At 52.8% G+C, this 15835-nt stretch carries 11 protein-coding genes and 2 pseudogenes; 4 read left to right on the top strand and 9 right to left on the bottom strand.

Going from position 1 to position 15835, the window contains the following annotated elements:
- Positions 1-65 precede the first annotated feature (65 nt).
- Together B0B12_RS01435 and B0B12_RS01430 are read right to left on the bottom strand one after the other, a co-directional pair.
- A complete protein-coding gene (locus B0B12_RS01435) occupies positions 66-770 on the bottom strand; it encodes an SDR family oxidoreductase (protein ID WP_076665724.1) in 705 nt (234 codons plus the stop codon).
- Between the two features lie 238 nt (positions 771-1008).
- Positions 1009-1716 carry an SDR family oxidoreductase gene (locus B0B12_RS01430; RefSeq protein WP_076665723.1) on the bottom strand — a complete coding sequence of 236 codons (708 nt, stop codon included), beginning with the start codon at positions 1714-1716 and terminating at the stop codon, positions 1009-1011.
- 116 nt (positions 1717-1832) lie between these two features.
- Between B0B12_RS01430 and B0B12_RS01425 the strand changes: the two genes are divergently transcribed.
- On the top strand, positions 1833-2564 hold the full coding sequence (locus tag B0B12_RS01425) for an MlaE family ABC transporter permease (RefSeq protein ID WP_076665722.1): 732 nt from the start codon (positions 1833-1835) through the stop codon (positions 2562-2564).
- 26 nt (positions 2565-2590) lie between these two features.
- Positions 2591-3334 (top strand): annotated as a pseudogene (locus tag B0B12_RS01420) (ABC transporter ATP-binding protein); the annotation flags it as partial.
- Between the two features lie 306 nt (positions 3335-3640).
- On the opposite strand, the gene B0B12_RS01415 reads toward B0B12_RS01420, so the two are convergent.
- The 4 genes from B0B12_RS01415 to B0B12_RS01400 form a co-directional block, all read right to left on the bottom strand.
- The gene (locus tag B0B12_RS01415; RefSeq protein WP_076665721.1) at positions 3641-4942 is read right to left on the bottom strand and encodes a NupC/NupG family nucleoside CNT transporter; all 1302 of its coding nucleotides are present in this window, start codon (positions 4940-4942) and stop codon (positions 3641-3643) included.
- Between the two features lie 102 nt (positions 4943-5044).
- Positions 5045-5644 carry a bifunctional nuclease family protein gene (locus tag B0B12_RS01410; protein WP_076665720.1) on the bottom strand — a complete coding sequence of 200 codons (600 nt, stop codon included), beginning with the start codon at positions 5642-5644 and terminating at the stop codon, positions 5045-5047.
- A 17-nt stretch (positions 5645-5661) separates the two neighbouring features.
- Complete coding sequence (locus tag B0B12_RS01405) at positions 5662-6642, bottom strand: electron transfer flavoprotein subunit alpha/FixB family protein (protein ID WP_076665719.1); 981 nt, start codon at positions 6640-6642, stop codon at positions 5662-5664.
- Between the two features lies 1 nt (position 6643).
- Positions 6644-7384 (bottom strand): electron transfer flavoprotein subunit beta/FixA family protein, encoded by a 741-nt coding sequence (locus B0B12_RS01400; RefSeq protein ID WP_076665718.1) that lies wholly within the window; start codon positions 7382-7384, stop codon positions 6644-6646.
- Positions 7385-7451: 67 nt separating this feature from the next.
- Between B0B12_RS01400 and B0B12_RS01395 the strand changes: the two genes are divergently transcribed.
- Positions 7452-7784 carry a tetratricopeptide repeat protein gene (locus B0B12_RS01395; RefSeq protein ID WP_076665717.1) on the top strand — a complete coding sequence of 111 codons (333 nt, stop codon included), beginning with the start codon at positions 7452-7454 and terminating at the stop codon, positions 7782-7784.
- A 92-nt stretch (positions 7785-7876) separates the two neighbouring features.
- Here the strand turns inward: B0B12_RS01395 and B0B12_RS01390 are convergent, their stop codons facing one another.
- The 3 genes and pseudogenes from B0B12_RS01390 to B0B12_RS20770 form a co-directional block, all read right to left on the bottom strand.
- Complete coding sequence (locus tag B0B12_RS01390) at positions 7877-10126, bottom strand: GAF domain-containing protein (protein WP_076665716.1); 2250 nt, start codon at positions 10124-10126, stop codon at positions 7877-7879.
- Between the two features lie 81 nt (positions 10127-10207).
- On the bottom strand, positions 10208-13651 hold the full coding sequence (locus B0B12_RS01385; protein ID WP_076665715.1) for a pyruvate carboxylase: 3444 nt from the start codon (positions 13649-13651) through the stop codon (positions 10208-10210).
- Positions 13652-13996: 345 nt separating this feature from the next.
- Positions 13997-14662 (bottom strand): annotated as a pseudogene (locus B0B12_RS20770) (response regulator transcription factor).
- Between the two features lie 226 nt (positions 14663-14888).
- Between B0B12_RS20770 and B0B12_RS01375 the strand changes: the two are divergent.
- Positions 14889-15731 carry a DUF2279 domain-containing protein gene (locus tag B0B12_RS01375; protein ID WP_076667580.1) on the top strand — a complete coding sequence of 281 codons (843 nt, stop codon included), beginning with the start codon at positions 14889-14891 and terminating at the stop codon, positions 15729-15731.
- Positions 15732-15835 lie beyond the last annotated feature (104 nt).

Raw genomic sequence — 15835 nt, 5'->3', positions numbered from 1 at the left:
TTATTCATTAGTCATTAGTCATTAATTAAGTCCTGCAAAGCTACAAAAGCTGTTTTAAATATCTGCTATACCTTCTTTCTGCCCTTCGGCATTAGGGGGCGCACCTCTATGTCGACGTGGTGGTAATTGGCGTGCGACTCCAGGCAGTGCAGAATGGTGGAGGCGATGTCCTCGGGGCGCATCATGTTATCGTTCACCGTCACGCTGTCGATGTTGTCGAAGAAGTTGGTTTGCACGGAGCCAGGGTAGATGCAGGTCACTTTCACGCCGTAGTCGCGCACCTCTTTGTAGAGGGAGTGTGAGATGCCGCGCACCGCGTGCTTGGTAGCGCAATAAGCCGACATCTGCTCTATACCTGTGGTGCCTGCTATGGATGAGATGTTGATGATGTGACCCTCTCCCATTTCCTTCATGCCCGGCACCACAAGTTTGGTGCAGTAAAAGAGCCCGTGCACATTGGTGTCGAACATCAGGTGCCACTCATCCAGATCCTGGTCTTCAAGTGCAGCGGAACGCCCTAGTCCGGCATTGTTCACCAGCACGCTGATCTGCCCACCGAAATGCTCCACAGTATGCTTGTAAGCCATTTGTACTGAGTCAATACGGCGTACGTCGCATTCCACAAACTCAAAGTTTTGATGCTGCACCTCCGGAGCTGTTCTACCCCAGCCTGCCACTTTCATACCTTTGTCCAGCAGCGTTTGCACGGTGGCCAGTCCTATACCCCGGCTTACACCGGTTACAACTGCTATCTTATTTTCCAGTTTCATAGTTATTTTGATTGAGTGAATGAGTGAATGAGTGATTGGGTGATTGAGTGATTGCTAAATTGTTGAATTGATGATTGTTTACCTGCATCTCAATAAAGGAGAATCTGTTAAATAATTTTCTGTGCACGATTCGGACAGGTCGCGACCTGTCCCTACAAAACGTCATTCGCGCGACTCAGAATTCTTAATAAATTTACCTCCTCAACCTCCTAACTCCCAAACTTTCTAACTTTCTAACTTAAATGTCTCCTAACTGCGGTCGGATCAAGATCTCCTCCACCACACTGTTCGGTGACATGGTATAGGCCCCATAGATGGCCATGGCTACGTCGTCGGCCCGCATGAAGCGTTCCGGTGGCAGGTCCACGCCTTCCCAGCTGGCTGTAAGCGTAGCACCTGGCAGAATGGCCGTTACGCGCACGCCGTGCTCCTTCATCTCTTCGCGCAGCACTTTCGACATACCTAGCAATGCATATTTTGAGATGCAGTAGGAGCCGCCGTTGGTATAGGGTGTGATGCTGGCCGTGGAGCACATGTTGAAGATATGGCCGCTGCGGCGCCTTTTCATGTCCAGCACAAAGGCTTTGGTGATGTAGTAAGCACTGTACAGATTGGTGTTGATCATCATTGGCAGCGCCGCATCGTCCTCTTCGTGCACTTTGCCAGGTATAAACAGCCCACTGTTGTTGACGATCACCTCGAGCTTTACCTTCAGGCCTTTCACATAATTGATGAAGTTTTTGAGAGAGTTCATGTCGCTCAGGTCGGCCTCCTGGTAAAATACCTTTGAGAAGGTATAGCGCTCTTCAATCTCCAGCTTCAGCTTTTTCAGGTCGCCCTCGTTTCGGGAGCAGGTGATGATGTGGAAGCCCGCCTTGGCAAATTGCTCAATTACAGCTCTGCCAATGCCCTTTGTGCCGCCTGTCACCAAAATATACTGCTGCATGTGCTCTATATAGGTATAAGGTAATACGATTTCGAAATTTAACCGTAATATAGGCATTTAAACAGTATTTTTGTTTAGAAACACGTTTAAAACCTTGTTTAACACGTATCGCTTGTATGCTACAATCCTTTGGGAAATACTTGCTGTTCATGCAAAGCCTTTTCACCCGCAAAGAGTCGACCCGAATTCTGTTCGGCCGCACCATCGACGAGGCTATTCTGATCGGCATTAACTCTATCGCCATCGTTGCCATCGTTTCCACCTTCATCGGTGCCGTTACCTGTGTGCAGGTGGCCTACAACCTCGACAACGCGTTCATCCCCCGCTCCACCATCGGCTTCATGGTGCGTGAAATGACCATCCTGGAACTGGCCCCCACTATTACCTCTATCGTGCTGGCAGGCAAGGTCGGCTCGAGCATTGCGGGCGGGCTGGGCACGATGCAAATAACCGAACAAGTGGACGCGTTGGAGGTGATGGGCATCAACTCAGCCTCATACCTGGTGCTGCCGAAAGTTGTGGCTGCCATTCTGGTCTTCCCGATGCTGGTGATTTTGTCCATGTTCCTCTCAATTTTGGGCGGCTACCTGGCCGGAACGCTTTCAGGTGAACTCACGCCGCAGGAATACATTACCGGTATACGCGACCAGTTCATTCCTTACAACATTACCTTCGCCCTGATCAAATCGGTGGTGTTTGCCTTTCTGATTTCTTCTATCTCTTCGTTCAGAGGCTACAACACACAAGGTGGAGCGCTGGAGGTAGGGGCTGCCAGTACGGCTGCCGTAACCAGCAGCGTGATCGCCATCCTGATCGGCGACTTCGTTTTGGCCTACGTCCTGCTTTAGGTCTGCCTTATTATTTTTGAAAACACATGATTGAAATACACAACATACACAAAACCTTCGGCGACAAGAAAGTGCTCGATGGCGTGAGCGGTGTCTTTGAGACCGGGAAAACCAACCTCCTGCTCGGCGCCAGCGGCACAGGCAAAAGCGTGCTGCTCAAGTGCATCGTGGGCCTCATCAAACCCGACCTCGGCAGCGTGACGTTCGACGGCACCTACTTCACCAACAACAAGCTCGACATCCGGCAGGAGATCCGTCGCAAGATCGGCATGCTCTTCCAGGGTTCTGCCCTCTTCGACTCCATGACGGTAGAGCAGAATGTGGAATTCCCGCTCAAGATGCTCACCGACATGAGCCGCGAGGAGCGTCGGGAGCGTGTGGACTTCTGTCTGCAGCGCGTCGGGTTGGAAGGGGCGCACAAGAAGATGCCCTCTGAAATAAGCGGTGGTATGAAGAAGCGCGTAGGTATAGCCCGCGCCATTGCCCCGCACTGTACCTACCTTTTCTGCGACGAGCCCAACTCGGGCCTGGACCCGCAAACGGCTCTTAAAATAGACGAGCTGATCAAGGAGATTACCGAGGAATACAACATCACCACCATCATCGTAACGCACGACATGAACTCGGTGATCGAGATCGGGGACAAGATCTTTTTCCTGTACGAGGGCAAAAAGCTATGGGAAGGCACCCGCGACGAGATCATGGACACCGACATCAGAGAGCTCAACGACTTTATTTTTGCCAACCGCCTGATGCGGGACGCCAAAAAGGTAGAGGAAGAGGAGCGCGAAGAAGAGGAAGAGCGCCAGCACCACCACGAGCCTGCCGCACAAAGCAATGAAAAAGCGCCCTCGGAAGAAACAATCGAAACGCAGGCCAAGTCACAGCCGGAAAATCCGGAAGGACCTTCCGCCACCACCCAATCCGGCAATAATAAGTTATAGCCTCCTTTGCCAGGTATAGGTATAGGTATATGTATAGGTATAAACACTATCTCGGCTATACCTGACTCATCACAAAAAAGCCTCCCTTTCTGCTTAAAAGGGAGGCTTTTTAAATGAGGATTATTTAAATGCTTAGAAGCTGAACAGCATACCAGCCACCGTCGCAGACATCATACAGGCCACAGACGCTCCAACCAGCGACAGAAGCCCTAATCTCGAGATATTGGCCTGCTGATTTGGTGCCATACCGCCTATACCGCCCACCTGAATGGCAATGGAGCTGAAGTTAGAGAAGCCGCAGAGTGCGTAGGTCGCCATCACGATCGATTTGCTGGAAAGAGTGCCTGCTTCCTTCATATTGGCAAGGTCCAGATAAGCTACAAATTCGTTAACGGCCGTTTTTTGGCCCAACAAACTACCCACCTGCAAGGTATCTTCCCACGGCACGCCCATGATGAAGGCAAAGATCCGGAAGATCTGCCCCAGAATGTATTGGAAAGAGAAGCCGTTGAAGCTGCCGTTGGTGCTGGCCACTACAAAGTCGTTAAGTCCGGTAACGCTTCCCATCTTAAGCAGTACATAGTTGAGCAGGGCAATGACAGCGATAAAGGCAAGCAGCATACCGCCCACATTGGCAGCCAGTCGCAGGCCATCTGCAGCACCCTTGGAAACGGCATCAATGAGGTTTACGCCCAGTTGCTCTTCGTTTACTTCAAGGCGGGTATTTACCTGATCCTTCTCGGTTTCGGGAACGAGCATCTTGGCCATCACAATACCTGCCGGGGCGTTCATGATAGAGGCTGTGAGCAGGTGCGCGGCAAATATGGCCTGTTGCGCTGGGTCGCTTCCTCCCAGAAAGGACACGTAGGCCGCCAACACACCGCCGGCCAGCGTCGCCATACCTCCCGTCATCAAGCACATCAGCTCAGAGCGCGTCATGCGGCTAATGAACGGGCGTACCAACAGCGGCGCTTCTGTCTGGCCCATAAAAATATTGCCAGCAGCAGAGAGGCTCTCCGCACCTGACAAACGCATGCCCTTCGACATGACCCAGGCTATACCAAATACAATCTTTTGAAGCACGCCCAGGTAATAGAGCCCCGATGATACCGCTGAGAAGAAAATGATGGTTGGCAATACATTAAAGGCAAAGATAAAGCCCATACCAGCGTTCTGAGAAGGGTCAGCCAAGTTACCGAACAGGAATCTGGCGCCATCGTTTGAAAAGCTCAAAAGCTTGACGAAGGCCTTGCTCACAAAAGCAAACGCATCGGCTACCAATGGCACCTGTGTCACCAGCACGCCAAACAGCAACTGGAGAAACACACCGTAGGCTACCAGCTTCCAGTCAATTGATTTTCTGTCTCTGGAAAACAAAAAGCCGATGGATAACAGAACCAGTAGTCCTATCCCACCCCGAAAAATATCAAACATACAGGCTGAAAAAATTTGGCCAAAAGTAAGGCGAATATCTTTTAAATCAAAAAGTCCCACCCCGATTAGGGGCAGGACTTTCAAAGTATAGCGTATGTTATGCTAGTTTCGCTTGTTCAACTCGTCGCGGATTTTGGCGGCGCGTTCGTAGTCCTCTTTCTCAAGGGCCTCGCTGAGCATCTTGTTCAGATCATCAACCGATGTCTGGTTAAGCGGCTCTTTAGTGCTCGAAGTAGATGAAGAAGTGCTTTTCACGGCCATCTCTTCGCTTTCGTCCTCCTCCTCTTCCAGATCACTCAGAATAATGCCGGCCTCCGACAGTACACTTTCCACGGTATAGATTGGCACCCCAAATCGCAAACCGATCGCGATGGCGTCGGACGGACGCGCATCGAGTTCAAACTCCTTCTCGCCGTCGGTGCACATGATCTTGGAATAGAACACGCCTTCCTTCAGGTCGGAGATCAGAATCTCAGTGATGTTCACGCTCATCTGCTCAGCAAAGGTCTTGAACAGATCGTGCGTGAGCGGACGGTTGGGGTTAATTTTCTCTATCTGTATGGCAATGGACTGCGCCTCGAACATGCCAATGATGATCGGCAGTCTGCGGTTTCCATCACGCTCGCCCAACACCAGTGCAAACGATCCCGTCTGCGATTGGCTGGAGGAGAGCCCGAGTATCTCTAGCTGTATTTTTTTCACAGTTTAATTCTTCTATTCTATTTGTCTAAAGCTTTGGCAGCTTCTATTAATTTAGGAAGTACCTCGAGCGCATCGCCAACTATGCCATAATCAGCGGCTTTGAAGAACGGCGCTTCCGGATCCTTATTAATAACGACAATCACTTTAGAAGAGTTAACCCCGGCCAGGTGCTGGATGGCACCGGAGATGCCCGCCGCAATGTACAGGTTAGGGCTTACGGTGATACCCGTCTGGCCTACGTGCTCGTGGTGCGGACGCCAGCCGATGTCCGAAACAGGCTTGGAGCAGGCCGTTGCAGCACCCAGTTCTTTAGCTAGTTCTTCGATCAGGTGCCAGTTCTCAGGGCCCTTCATACCACGTCCGCCAGACACTACAATCTCAGCCTCCTGCAGCAGTACGCCACCGGAAGTGTCCTGCATCACGGTCTCTTTCGGAGCGGATGCAAAGTCAGCGTCCGCCAGATCAGCCGAAAGCTTCTCTACTGTAGCGGTGCTGCCGGCGTTGCTGATGATGTCGGTGCTGTTTTTCTTCACCGCGATAATCTTCACATCAGAAGTCAGGTTCACGTCGGCAAATGCTTTGCCAGAGAACACGCCACGGGTTACGGTGAAATTACCGCCGTCGATTTTAGGAAGTTCGGTTACGTTGGTAGCCAGGGAGCCATTCAGACGAACGGCCAGTTTGGAACCTACCGCTGCACCAATGTTGGAATTGGAGAACACCAGCACTTTGGCGTTTTCCTGCTGCGCCGCTTTGGCAATCACTTTCACGTAGGCGTCGGCTACAAACTGCTTCAGACGGTCATCGGCGTCGTACAATACTTTGCTGATGCCCTGCTCGCCCAGTCTGGACAAAGCGTCTTCGTTTACGTCGCCGATGGCTACGGCTGTTGCGGAGGTGCCCATGGCCTGTGCCACCTGGCTGCCATACGTCGCTGCTTCCAGCGAGGACTTTTTGATCTCTCCGTTCAGACCTTCTACAAATACTAATACAGACATATTACAGTACTTTAGCTTCGTTTCTCAATAGTTTAATCACTTCGCCAGCGTTCTCTGCGTCAATCATTTTCACGCCGCTCTTTTTCTCAGGCTTGCTGTAGTTCACGTACTCCGACTTAGCTTCAGCGCCTGTTGGCTCCACTACTTTCAATGGCTTGGTACGGGCCGTCATGATACCACGCATGTTCGGGATTCGCGGCTCGCACATGGGCTGCTGCGCGCTGGCTACGAAAGGCAGCTTCACTTCCACCACTTCCTTGCCACCTTCGATCTCACGCTCCAGACGGGCGGTGCTGTCGTCCACCATGTCCAGTTTGAAGGCTGGCGTTACAGACGGAATGCCCATCATCTCGCCTACCATGTTGTGCACCTGGAAGCCGTTGTAGTCGATGGACTCCTTGCCCATCAGGATCATATCGTAGCCGCCTTCCTTAGCCACGGCAGTGATCTGCTGCGCCACAAAGTAAGCGTCTTTCGGGTGTGCGTTCACGCGGATCGCGTCGTCGGCACCGATGGCCAGCGCCTTGCGAATGTTTGGCTCAGCGTCTGCTTCGCCCACGTTCAGCACGGTTACGCTGCCGCCTTTGGCCTCTTTCAGCTCTATGGCGCGGGTCAGCGCGTATTCATCCCAGGGGTTGATCACGTACTGCACACCGTTCTTATCGAAGTTCTTATTATCGCCAGTAAAGTTGATCTTGGAGGTCGTATCCGGAACGTTACTGATGCAAACTAATATTTTCATATGATAAAATAGTTAGCTTTAAAAGTTAAATTTGATGCGAAGTTAGTTAAAATATAGCCAAATAGAAATGTCTCAAACTAGATTAGAACAGCTCTATAAGTTTCTGGAAGAAGACCCGAATGATCCGTTCACGCTGTACGCTATCGCGACAGAACTACGTGGTTCTGAGCCGCAAAAAGCCATGGATTTCTACGAGAAACTGCTCAACGAACATGAGCGCTACGTGGGTACGTATTACCACGCTGCCAGTCTGTACGCAGAACTTGGACAAAACGATATAGCCGAGCAAACTTATAAGAAAGGGATGCTCGTGAGCCGCCAGGAAGGCAACATGCACGCGTTCGCCGAGCTGCAACAGGCTTACAACAAGTTTATGGGGCTTGACTATGAAGACGATTAACCGTCTGCTAATCGTTAAAGTGGTACCGTCTCAAAAATAGTATGCATGCATCACATTTGCAAGTATACCTGTTCCGTATTTTAACAGTTGCGCTATTGCTTTGTTTGCAGCGTGTTTTTTCCCAGGCACACCATAAACGTGGTAGCATGGTTGGGGGTGCTCTCTACCTCCACATAGCCTCCAAGGGCCTCGGCTTGTATCCTGGTCAGGTATAGCCCGAGGCCCTTGGCGTCTTTGTTGCCATGAAACGTCTTGTAGAGGTTGAACAGCTTGTCGCCGTACTTAGCAATGTCGAGGCCTAAACCGTTATCTGTCACCGAAAAGCAGACACCTTTCTCCGATTGCCATGACCGGATCTTAATCTGGGGCTGACGCTGTGACGAGCGGTATTTCAAGGCGTTGGATATCAGGTTGTGGGCGATACTCTCCAGGTATACGCGGGGCGCTTTCAGCGTTTCCACCTCCAGGTCAAGCTCCACTTGCGCACCGCTTTCGATCAGTACCGCCTGCAGGTTCTGCAGTTCCCGCTCCACTACCGCGGGCAGGTATACGGGCTCGCTCACAGGCAGCTTCAACTCCGACTCCAGAATCACGTTCAGCTCGTTCAGCGTGGTGTTCATGTTCTGGATCACGTTGCTCATCATCCCCATCAGTTCTGCACCCATCTCGGGTTCGTCGGCATACATCTGCGCCAGCCCCTTCATGTTCGAGAGCGGTGAGCGCAGGTTGTGGGCGATGATCTGGGTGAAGTCTTCGAGTCGGTCGTTTTTGGACTGCAGCAGTTCGGAGGTATGCTGCAGCTCCTGATTCAAGTCTTGCAAATGACTTTTTTGTTGCCTGAGCACCGCCGAGATAAGCGATTTCACGGCCGTCTGGGCTATCTCCTGCTCGTTCAGCGTCCAGGGGTGCGATTTGCCCCGTATCAGCTCCGACCACTGCTCAAACGACTCACGCGGATGAATGTGTAGTTGCCCTTGCGTCATGGGCTTTTCGGGGTTGCCCGCCCAGATGCGCTTTTCAGAGATTTCGGGTTTAAAGTAGAGGAGGTATTCCTGGTCGTGCCGGGCGATTTCGGTCACCAGCAAACCGCTGGCCGTTTCGCGTATGGCCGCTGCCTCCGGGTAGACCTTGGCGAGCTCGCGGGTTTGGAACTGTGGCTGCTTGATGTTCCGGCTCAACCAGTCCATTAAGCCCTCGACCTGCTCTTGCGTGGGTGTTGTGCCTGCCAGGTATAGCTTGCCTCCTAATTTTAGCGCCATACCGCTTGCTCCGGTCAGGTGCAGCAGCGCGTCGCTTTGGCGCTGCAGTTCCTTCTGTAGATCATCGCTGTTGTTGAGGTGTTTGACCAGCTTTTTTTCCTTTTTGCGAAGCGCCGCCATCTCCTGCAAATCGCGCTGCTCCTGCAGGGCCAGTATGCTGCTGCTGAAAATCTGGGCAATGTGCAAACAGGCCTGGCGTTTCCAGTAGTTGACGAGCAGCGGGCTTTTGTGGTGGCAGGCAATGATCCCCCAGAGCTTACCCTGCACCACCAGCGACACCGACAGCGAGGCCTGCACGCCCATGTTGCGCAGATACTCGAGGTGAATCTCAGAAGGGTTGCGCAGCTCCGACCTGAAGAGAAATGCAGGCTGCCCCGTATCGGGGTTGAGGTAGGGGCGAATGTTAACGGCCTGTGCCCCCACATTGGCAATCTGGCGAATCGGCTTCTCGACGAGCAGTTGGCGCGCTTGGGCAGGTATATCGGTCGCCGGAAAATGATGGTGCAGGTATACCTGATCGCCCGATTGGGTCTCCTCCCCTATCACCTCGCCGTGCCAGTCCTCATCGAAACGGTAGAGCATGCTATGGTCGTAGTCCAGCAGCTGCCGCACGAAGCGAACAGTCAGGTCTGCTTTTTCGGGCAAGGTAGGCAGCTGCTCCAACTCGCTTGAAAAACGGAGCAAACGGTGCGAGGTGCTCAAGTGCAGTTGCTCGTCCGTAATCGGCACATAGCGTTCAAGCTCCAGCACCAATTTATCCTGGGCCCGATGCAGAAAACAGAGAAACCGTTGGCTTTGCAGCTCTAACAGGAACATACTCGGCTCTTTCAAATCACTCGTCAGGTATGGGAGAAGTTGCGCTCGGGTGAAATCGTCCGCAAAATCCTGCCACCGTATACCTGTGCTTTTGTCGGGAGTTGCTACGTTTAAAAAGGAAGGTAAATTATCGCTAGCCTGTTCAATCTCAAAGGACTCCGCATGGAGTATCAGTAGAAATCCGTGGGCCTGTATGCGGCCGATGTAATGGATGGGTTCGTTGTCGCAGTTGGAAAGGTCAACCTGGTGATTCTGGTAATTGAGCATAAAGAAAGGTAGCGTGTCGGAATAAACAAAGCCACCGCTGTTACCAGTGCGGTGGCTTCAAGGTTTAAATATCACATAACTTTAGGAAAGACTCACTACTAAATCGTCAGTATTTACCAGCGAGCCCTCCGGCAAGTGCAGATCGGCGATTTTGGTAGCCTCCGAGGCGGTAATGGTCGTTTCCATCTTCATGGCCTCAATTACGAAGAGCGGCGTGTTTTTCTTCACCTCCTGGTCTTTCTCCACCAGTATCTTCGAAAGGAGTCCCTGCAGCGGCGCCCCGATGTGCTTCGGATTGCCTTTGTCCACTTTCTGGTGCTGCACCCGCTCCACTTTCACCGACTTGTCACGCACTTCGATGTTACGCGTCTGGCCGTTGAGTTTGAAGAACACGGTGCGCATGCCGTCCTCGTCCACGTGGCCCAGCGACTGGTACATGATCACGATGGACTTGCCACGGGCGATGTCGATGATGGCCTCCTCGCCGGGCTGCATGCCGTAGAAAAACAAGCGCGTCGGGATTTTGGAGACGTTGCCGTACTGCTCGAGGTGCTTGTGGAAATCCTCGTATACCTTCGGGTAAAGCTGGTGCGAGAGGAAATCGGTGTACTTCGTGTTCTCGCCAAATTTCTCCTGAAATGCCTTGAACTCCTCTTCCAGATCGATCGGCTCCATGTGCTCGTTTGGCCTGTTTTCGTAAGGCTGTTCGTCCCGGAGCACAATCGCCTGCAGCTTTTTCGGGAAGCCGCCAACCGGTTGCCCCAGGTCGCCACGGAAGAGCGAACGCACCGATTCCGGGAACGAGATCTGGTCGCCGCGTTCCAGCACGTCTACCGTCGTTAGGCCATTCGACACCAGGTATAGCGCCATGTCGCCTACTACTTTGGAGCTTGGCGTTACCTTCACCAGGTCGCCGAACAGCTGGTTTACTTCCGCAAACGTCTCCTTGATCAGCTCCCACTTGTCGCCCAGCCCCAGCGCATTGGCTTGCGGACGCAGGTTAGAGTACTGTCCTCCCGGAATCTCGTGGTGGTATACCTCAGCGGTGCCGGCTTTCAGACCTGACTCGAACGGATAATAGTACTCCCGCACCGTTTCCCAGTAATTAGAGTGGCGGTTGAGGCTTTTCTGGTCGAACTCGCGATGCCGCTCCTGGAAGCGCATGGCTTCTACCATCGAGTTAAAGTTTGGCTGCGACGTCAAACCTGACATAGAGCCCAGCGCCACGTCAATCACATTTACGCCCGCTTCGATGGCCTTTAGGTAGGAGGCTGATTGCACAGAAGAGGTATCGTGGGTATGCAGGTGGATCGGTAGCTTCACCGTGTCGCGCAGCGCCTCTACCAGCACCTGCGCCGCGTAGGGCTTGAGCAGACCGGCCATGTCTTTGATAGCCAGGATGTGCGCCCCGGCATCTTCCAGCTGCTTGGCCAGCTGCAGGTAGTAGTCTAAGTTATACTTGGTCTTGCTCGGGTTGAGGATGTCACCGGTATAGCAGATGGCGCCTTCGGCCAGACCGCCCGTGCGCTTGCGCACAAAGTTGATGCAAGGCTCCATGCTCTTCATCCAGTTGAGCGAGTCGAAGATGCGGAAAACGTCCACCCCCGTCTCCCACGATTTTTCCACAAAGGACTCAATGAGGTTATCCGGGTAAGCCTTATACCCTACCCCGTTCGAACCGCGGATCAGCATCTGCAGCAGGATATTCGGTATAGCCTCACGCAATTCGGCCAATCGGCGCCACGGGTCTTCGTGCAGGAAGCGCAGGCATACGTCGAAGGTAGCACCGCCCCATACCTCCATCGAGAAGGTCTGCGGATGATCCTTGGCGTAGGCCTCAGCCACTTTGAGCATATCGAACGAGCGCATGCGGGTCGCCAGCAGGGACTGGTGTGCATCGCGGAAGGTGGTGTCGGTGTAGTGAATCTGCTTTTCGTTGCGCAGCCACTTCGAGAACTCGTCCGGCCCGAGTTGTGTGAGCAGGTCCTTAGTGCCCGGCTCATAGGGTTTGTTCAGGTTGAAACCGTGAAAGTCAGGCTTGGTCAGCACCTTGTTCGGGTCTACCTTCTTCACATCCGGGTTTCCGTTCACAATTACATCGGCCAGGAAAGAGAGCATTTTGGTTGCCCGGTCTTTGCTTTTCTTAAAGATAAACAGCTCGGAGTGGTTCTTCACAAAATCCACCGTGGCGTCGCCGGAGATAAAGGTCGGGTGCGTGATGATGTTCTGCAAAAACTGGATGTTCTGCTTCACCCCCCGGATTCGGAACTCGTCCAAGGTACGCGACATCTTCATGGCGGCGTGGCGCAAAGTCGGTGCCTGCGCCGATACTTTTACCAGCAGCGAGTCGAAAAACGGACTAATCTTGGCGCCCTGGTACACGCTGCCCTGGTCGAGGCGGATGCCGAAACCACCGGCGCTGCGGTAGGCGATGATGGTGCCGTAGTCTGGTTTAAAATCATTCTCCGGGTCTTCGGTGGTGATGCGGCACTGGATGGCCACGCCGTTGGCACGCACGGTATGCTGCGGTCCGAGCTGTACCTCTTCGTGATCCAAGGTATAGCCGTCGGCGATGAAAATCTGCGTTTTGATCAGGTCAATGCCGGTGATCATCTCCGTCACGGTATGCTCCACCTGGATGCGTGGGTTCACTTCGATGAAGTAGATGTTGTTTGTCTGCGGTTCCACCAGGAACTCCACCGTGCCCACGTTATTATAGTTCACCGCCTTGCAAATACGAATGGCGTAGTCGTAGAGCTGCTGGCGGGTTTCTTCGTTCAGGCTGATGGCCGGGGCCACCTCCACCACTTTCTGGAAACGGCGCTGCACCGAGCAGTCGCGCTCAAACAGGTGGGTAATGTTGCCATAGCTGTCGGCCACGATCTGTACTTCGATGTGCTTCGGGTTCTCCACATACTTTTCCAGGAAAAGCGTGTCGTCACCGAAGGCTTTCAGGGCCTCGTTCTTCGCTTCAAAAAAGCCTTTCTCCAACTGCTCGTCGTTGCGGATCACGCGCATGCCACGTCCGCCACCGCCTGCCGCTGCTTTCAGCATGAGCGGGTAGCCAATGCGGTGTGCCTCCTCGCGGGCTGTTTCGTAGGTGTTCAGGTCGAGGTCGTTGCTCTGGATAATCGGCACGTCGCAGCTCACGGCCACTTTCTTCGCCGATACCTTATCGCCGAGCGATCCCATCACCTCCGGACGCGGACCGATGAAGATGATGCCGTTTTCGGCGCACTTGCGGGAGAAATGCTGGTTTTCGGACAGGAAGCCGTAGCCTGGGTGAATCGCGTCCACGCCGTTTTCTTTGGCAATGCGGATGATGCCTTCGATGTCGAGGTAGGGCTGCAGCGGCTGGTTGTCTTTGCCGATCTGGTAGGCCTCGTCGGCTTTGTAGCGGTGGAGCGAGTAGCGGTCCTCGTAGGTATAGATGGCCACCGTCTGGATGTTGAGCTCCGTACAGGCCCTGAGCACACGAATCGCGATTTCGCCGCGGTTAGCGACAAGTACTTTTTTGATTTTCATATAAGGTGAGATGTAAGTATAGCTATTACATAGGTTTCGATACAAGCAGAATACAGCATGCGCGTGCCGCTATGGCTGGTATGAGTTATAAGGTAAAGAAAAAGCTGTCTGTGAACAGGTATAATTTAAGGAGGCTGTTCTTCAAAAACTTCTGTTAGTACAGGTTTTTTCTTCAGAAGGTTATAATCCTAAATTCCTTATACCTTATTTCCGGCCCACACCATCATACGTGCGTATAACACCAGACACAAGCCTGACCAGATACAACTGAATGTAAGCTGATCGCAGCGAACAGCAGGATGAAATAAAGGGCCAGTCTGGTTCTGAAAGTCATGCCAATTCCGTTTACGCTTTGAGCACATATCCCATGCCGATCACCGTGTGGATCAACTTTGTATCAAAGCCTCTTTCGATTTTATTCCGCAGGTAGTTCACGTAAACATCCACCACATTGGAGCTCAGGTCAAAATTCAGATCCTACACGCTTTCGAGCAGGTCGAGGCGCGATAGTACCTTGCCCTTGTTGCGGATAAAGTATTCGAGCAAGGACAACTCCTTTGCAGTCAGGATGATCTCTTCGCCGCCTCGTGTGACGGCTTTGGTGTCCAGGTCTACCTCCAGGTCAGCGATTACCAGCTTCCCGTTTGACTGCATCAGATTGCTCTCTTTGTGAGCGCCCTTACCCGTACCAACAATTCCTTGAATTTGAAGGGTTTTGTGAGGTAGTAGTCGGCCCCCGCATCCAGGCCCTTCACCACGTCCTCGGTGGTTCCCAGCGCGGTGAGCATCAGGATGGGCACATGCAGGTTGTGCTTTCGGATCTCGCTGCATACCTGTATGCCGTTGCAATTGGGCAGAATCACGTCCAGCACGATCAACGCATAATCTTTTTGCAGGGCAAGACTTAAGTCTGTCCGTCATAGGCAACATCCACATCATAGGATTGTTCCTGCAGGCCTTTTTAATAAAGGCGAACACATTTGGCTCGTCCTCAACAACCAGAATATTCATCTCATCTCTTTTGAATCAATATGATACCCGCTTTTCACGAATTAGCCCGGCTGCTGCCCAAGGTATAGCCTCCAGATAGAAAGGAAATCGAATCCTTGATTTTAAAGAAAGCGGCGGCACTTAAGCAGCGCACAATAGGCAGGTGTTGTGTATCTTTGGCCCGATGTACCGCTACCTGCTTCTTTTCTGGCTTTGTATACTGCTGCTGCTCCAACCCCTCCAGGGTATGGCCGCTGTTTCTGACTCTACGGCCGCGCAGGTAAATAAGGACCGGCTGCTGGTGCTTGGCTCCGGCTTTGCGGTGGGGTATACGGCTATGCTGGTTTCACTAAACAAGGCTTGGTACAAAGAGCAGGAGCGCACAGGCTTTCACTTCTTTAACGACAACCGCCAGTGGAAGCAAATGGACAAAGCGGGGCACTTCTGGGGCGCCTTCCACGAGAGCCGGGCAGGTATAGACCTGCTGCGCTGGGCCGGCGTACCGGATAAAAAAGCCATCCTGTACGGCGGCCTGACGGGTATCCTGCTCCAGACGCCCATCGAAGTTTTCGACGGCTTTCAGGCGGATTATGGTGCCTCGGTTGGTGATGCCATTGCCAACACGGTCGGCTCGGCGGCCGTGGTAGCGCAGGAACTGGCCTGGCGGGAGGTGCGCATCATGCCAAAGTTCTCTTTCCAGACTACCCACTACGCTGCGGAACGACCCAATGTGCTGGGCCATACAATGCCCGAGCAGGTACTCAAAGATTACAACGGGCAAACGTACTGGCTCTCTGTGAATGTGGGGGATTTTCTGAAAGAGGAAAGCAAATACCCCAAATGGCTGAGTATAGCGGTTGGCTACGGTGCGGAGGGTATGGTCTACAACGATCCGGAACTGAACGAAGCCCGTGGTTTTAACGACCGACGACAGTTTTACCTGAGCCCTGACCTAAACCTGATGCACTTCAAAGGGCGCAGCAAGGTGCTTAACACCACGCTCTACGTGCTCAACATCATCAAAATCCCGGCTCCCGCCCTGGAGTATAACCGCACGGACGGCCTGCGTTTCCATCCGGTATACTTCTAAATCAGGTCGTTTATTCCGCCGCACAAATCGTATCTTTGCGTAAAATCTATTTGCATGTACACACCAAGGTATAGCCAGCAACAGCTTATACCCTGGCCATAAAC

The organism is Pontibacter indicus (genome assembly GCF_900156345.1).
In the GTDB taxonomy this organism is placed as follows: Bacteria; Bacteroidota; Bacteroidia; order Cytophagales; family Hymenobacteraceae; genus Pontibacter; species Pontibacter indicus.
The sequence above is the reverse complement of the archived record's forward strand: the minus strand, read 5'-3'. Positions and strand labels throughout refer to the sequence as shown.

What these genes read in the sequence shown, in the direction of transcription:
- B0B12_RS01405 (WP_076665719.1), bottom strand. Translation starts at nt 6,642, where the DNA reads ATGTCTGTATTAGTATTTGTAGAAGGTCTGAACGGAGAGATCAAAAAG.
- B0B12_RS01400 (WP_076665718.1), bottom strand. Translation starts at nt 7,384, where the DNA reads ATGAAAATATTAGTTTGCATCAGTAACGTTCCGGATACGACCTCCAAG.
- B0B12_RS01390 (WP_076665716.1), bottom strand. Translation starts at nt 10,126, where the DNA reads ATGCTCAATTACCAGAATCACCAGGTTGACCTTTCCAACTGCGACAAC.
- B0B12_RS01395 (WP_076665717.1), top strand. Translation starts at nt 7,452, where the DNA reads ATGTCTCAAACTAGATTAGAACAGCTCTATAAGTTTCTGGAAGAAGAC.
- B0B12_RS01430 (WP_076665723.1), bottom strand. Translation starts at nt 1,716, where the DNA reads ATGCAGCAGTATATTTTGGTGACAGGCGGCACAAAGGGCATTGGCAGA.
- B0B12_RS01375 (WP_076667580.1), top strand. Translation starts at nt 14,889, where the DNA reads ATGGCCGCTGTTTCTGACTCTACGGCCGCGCAGGTAAATAAGGACCGG.
- B0B12_RS01415 (WP_076665721.1), bottom strand. Translation starts at nt 4,942, where the DNA reads ATGTTTGATATTTTTCGGGGTGGGATAGGACTACTGGTTCTGTTATCC.
- B0B12_RS01385 (WP_076665715.1), bottom strand. Translation starts at nt 13,651, where the DNA reads ATGAAAATCAAAAAAGTACTTGTCGCTAACCGCGGCGAAATCGCGATT.
- B0B12_RS01425 (WP_076665722.1), top strand. Translation starts at nt 1,833, where the DNA reads ATGCTACAATCCTTTGGGAAATACTTGCTGTTCATGCAAAGCCTTTTC.
- B0B12_RS01435 (WP_076665724.1), bottom strand. Translation starts at nt 770, where the DNA reads ATGAAACTGGAAAATAAGATAGCAGTTGTAACCGGTGTAAGCCGGGGT.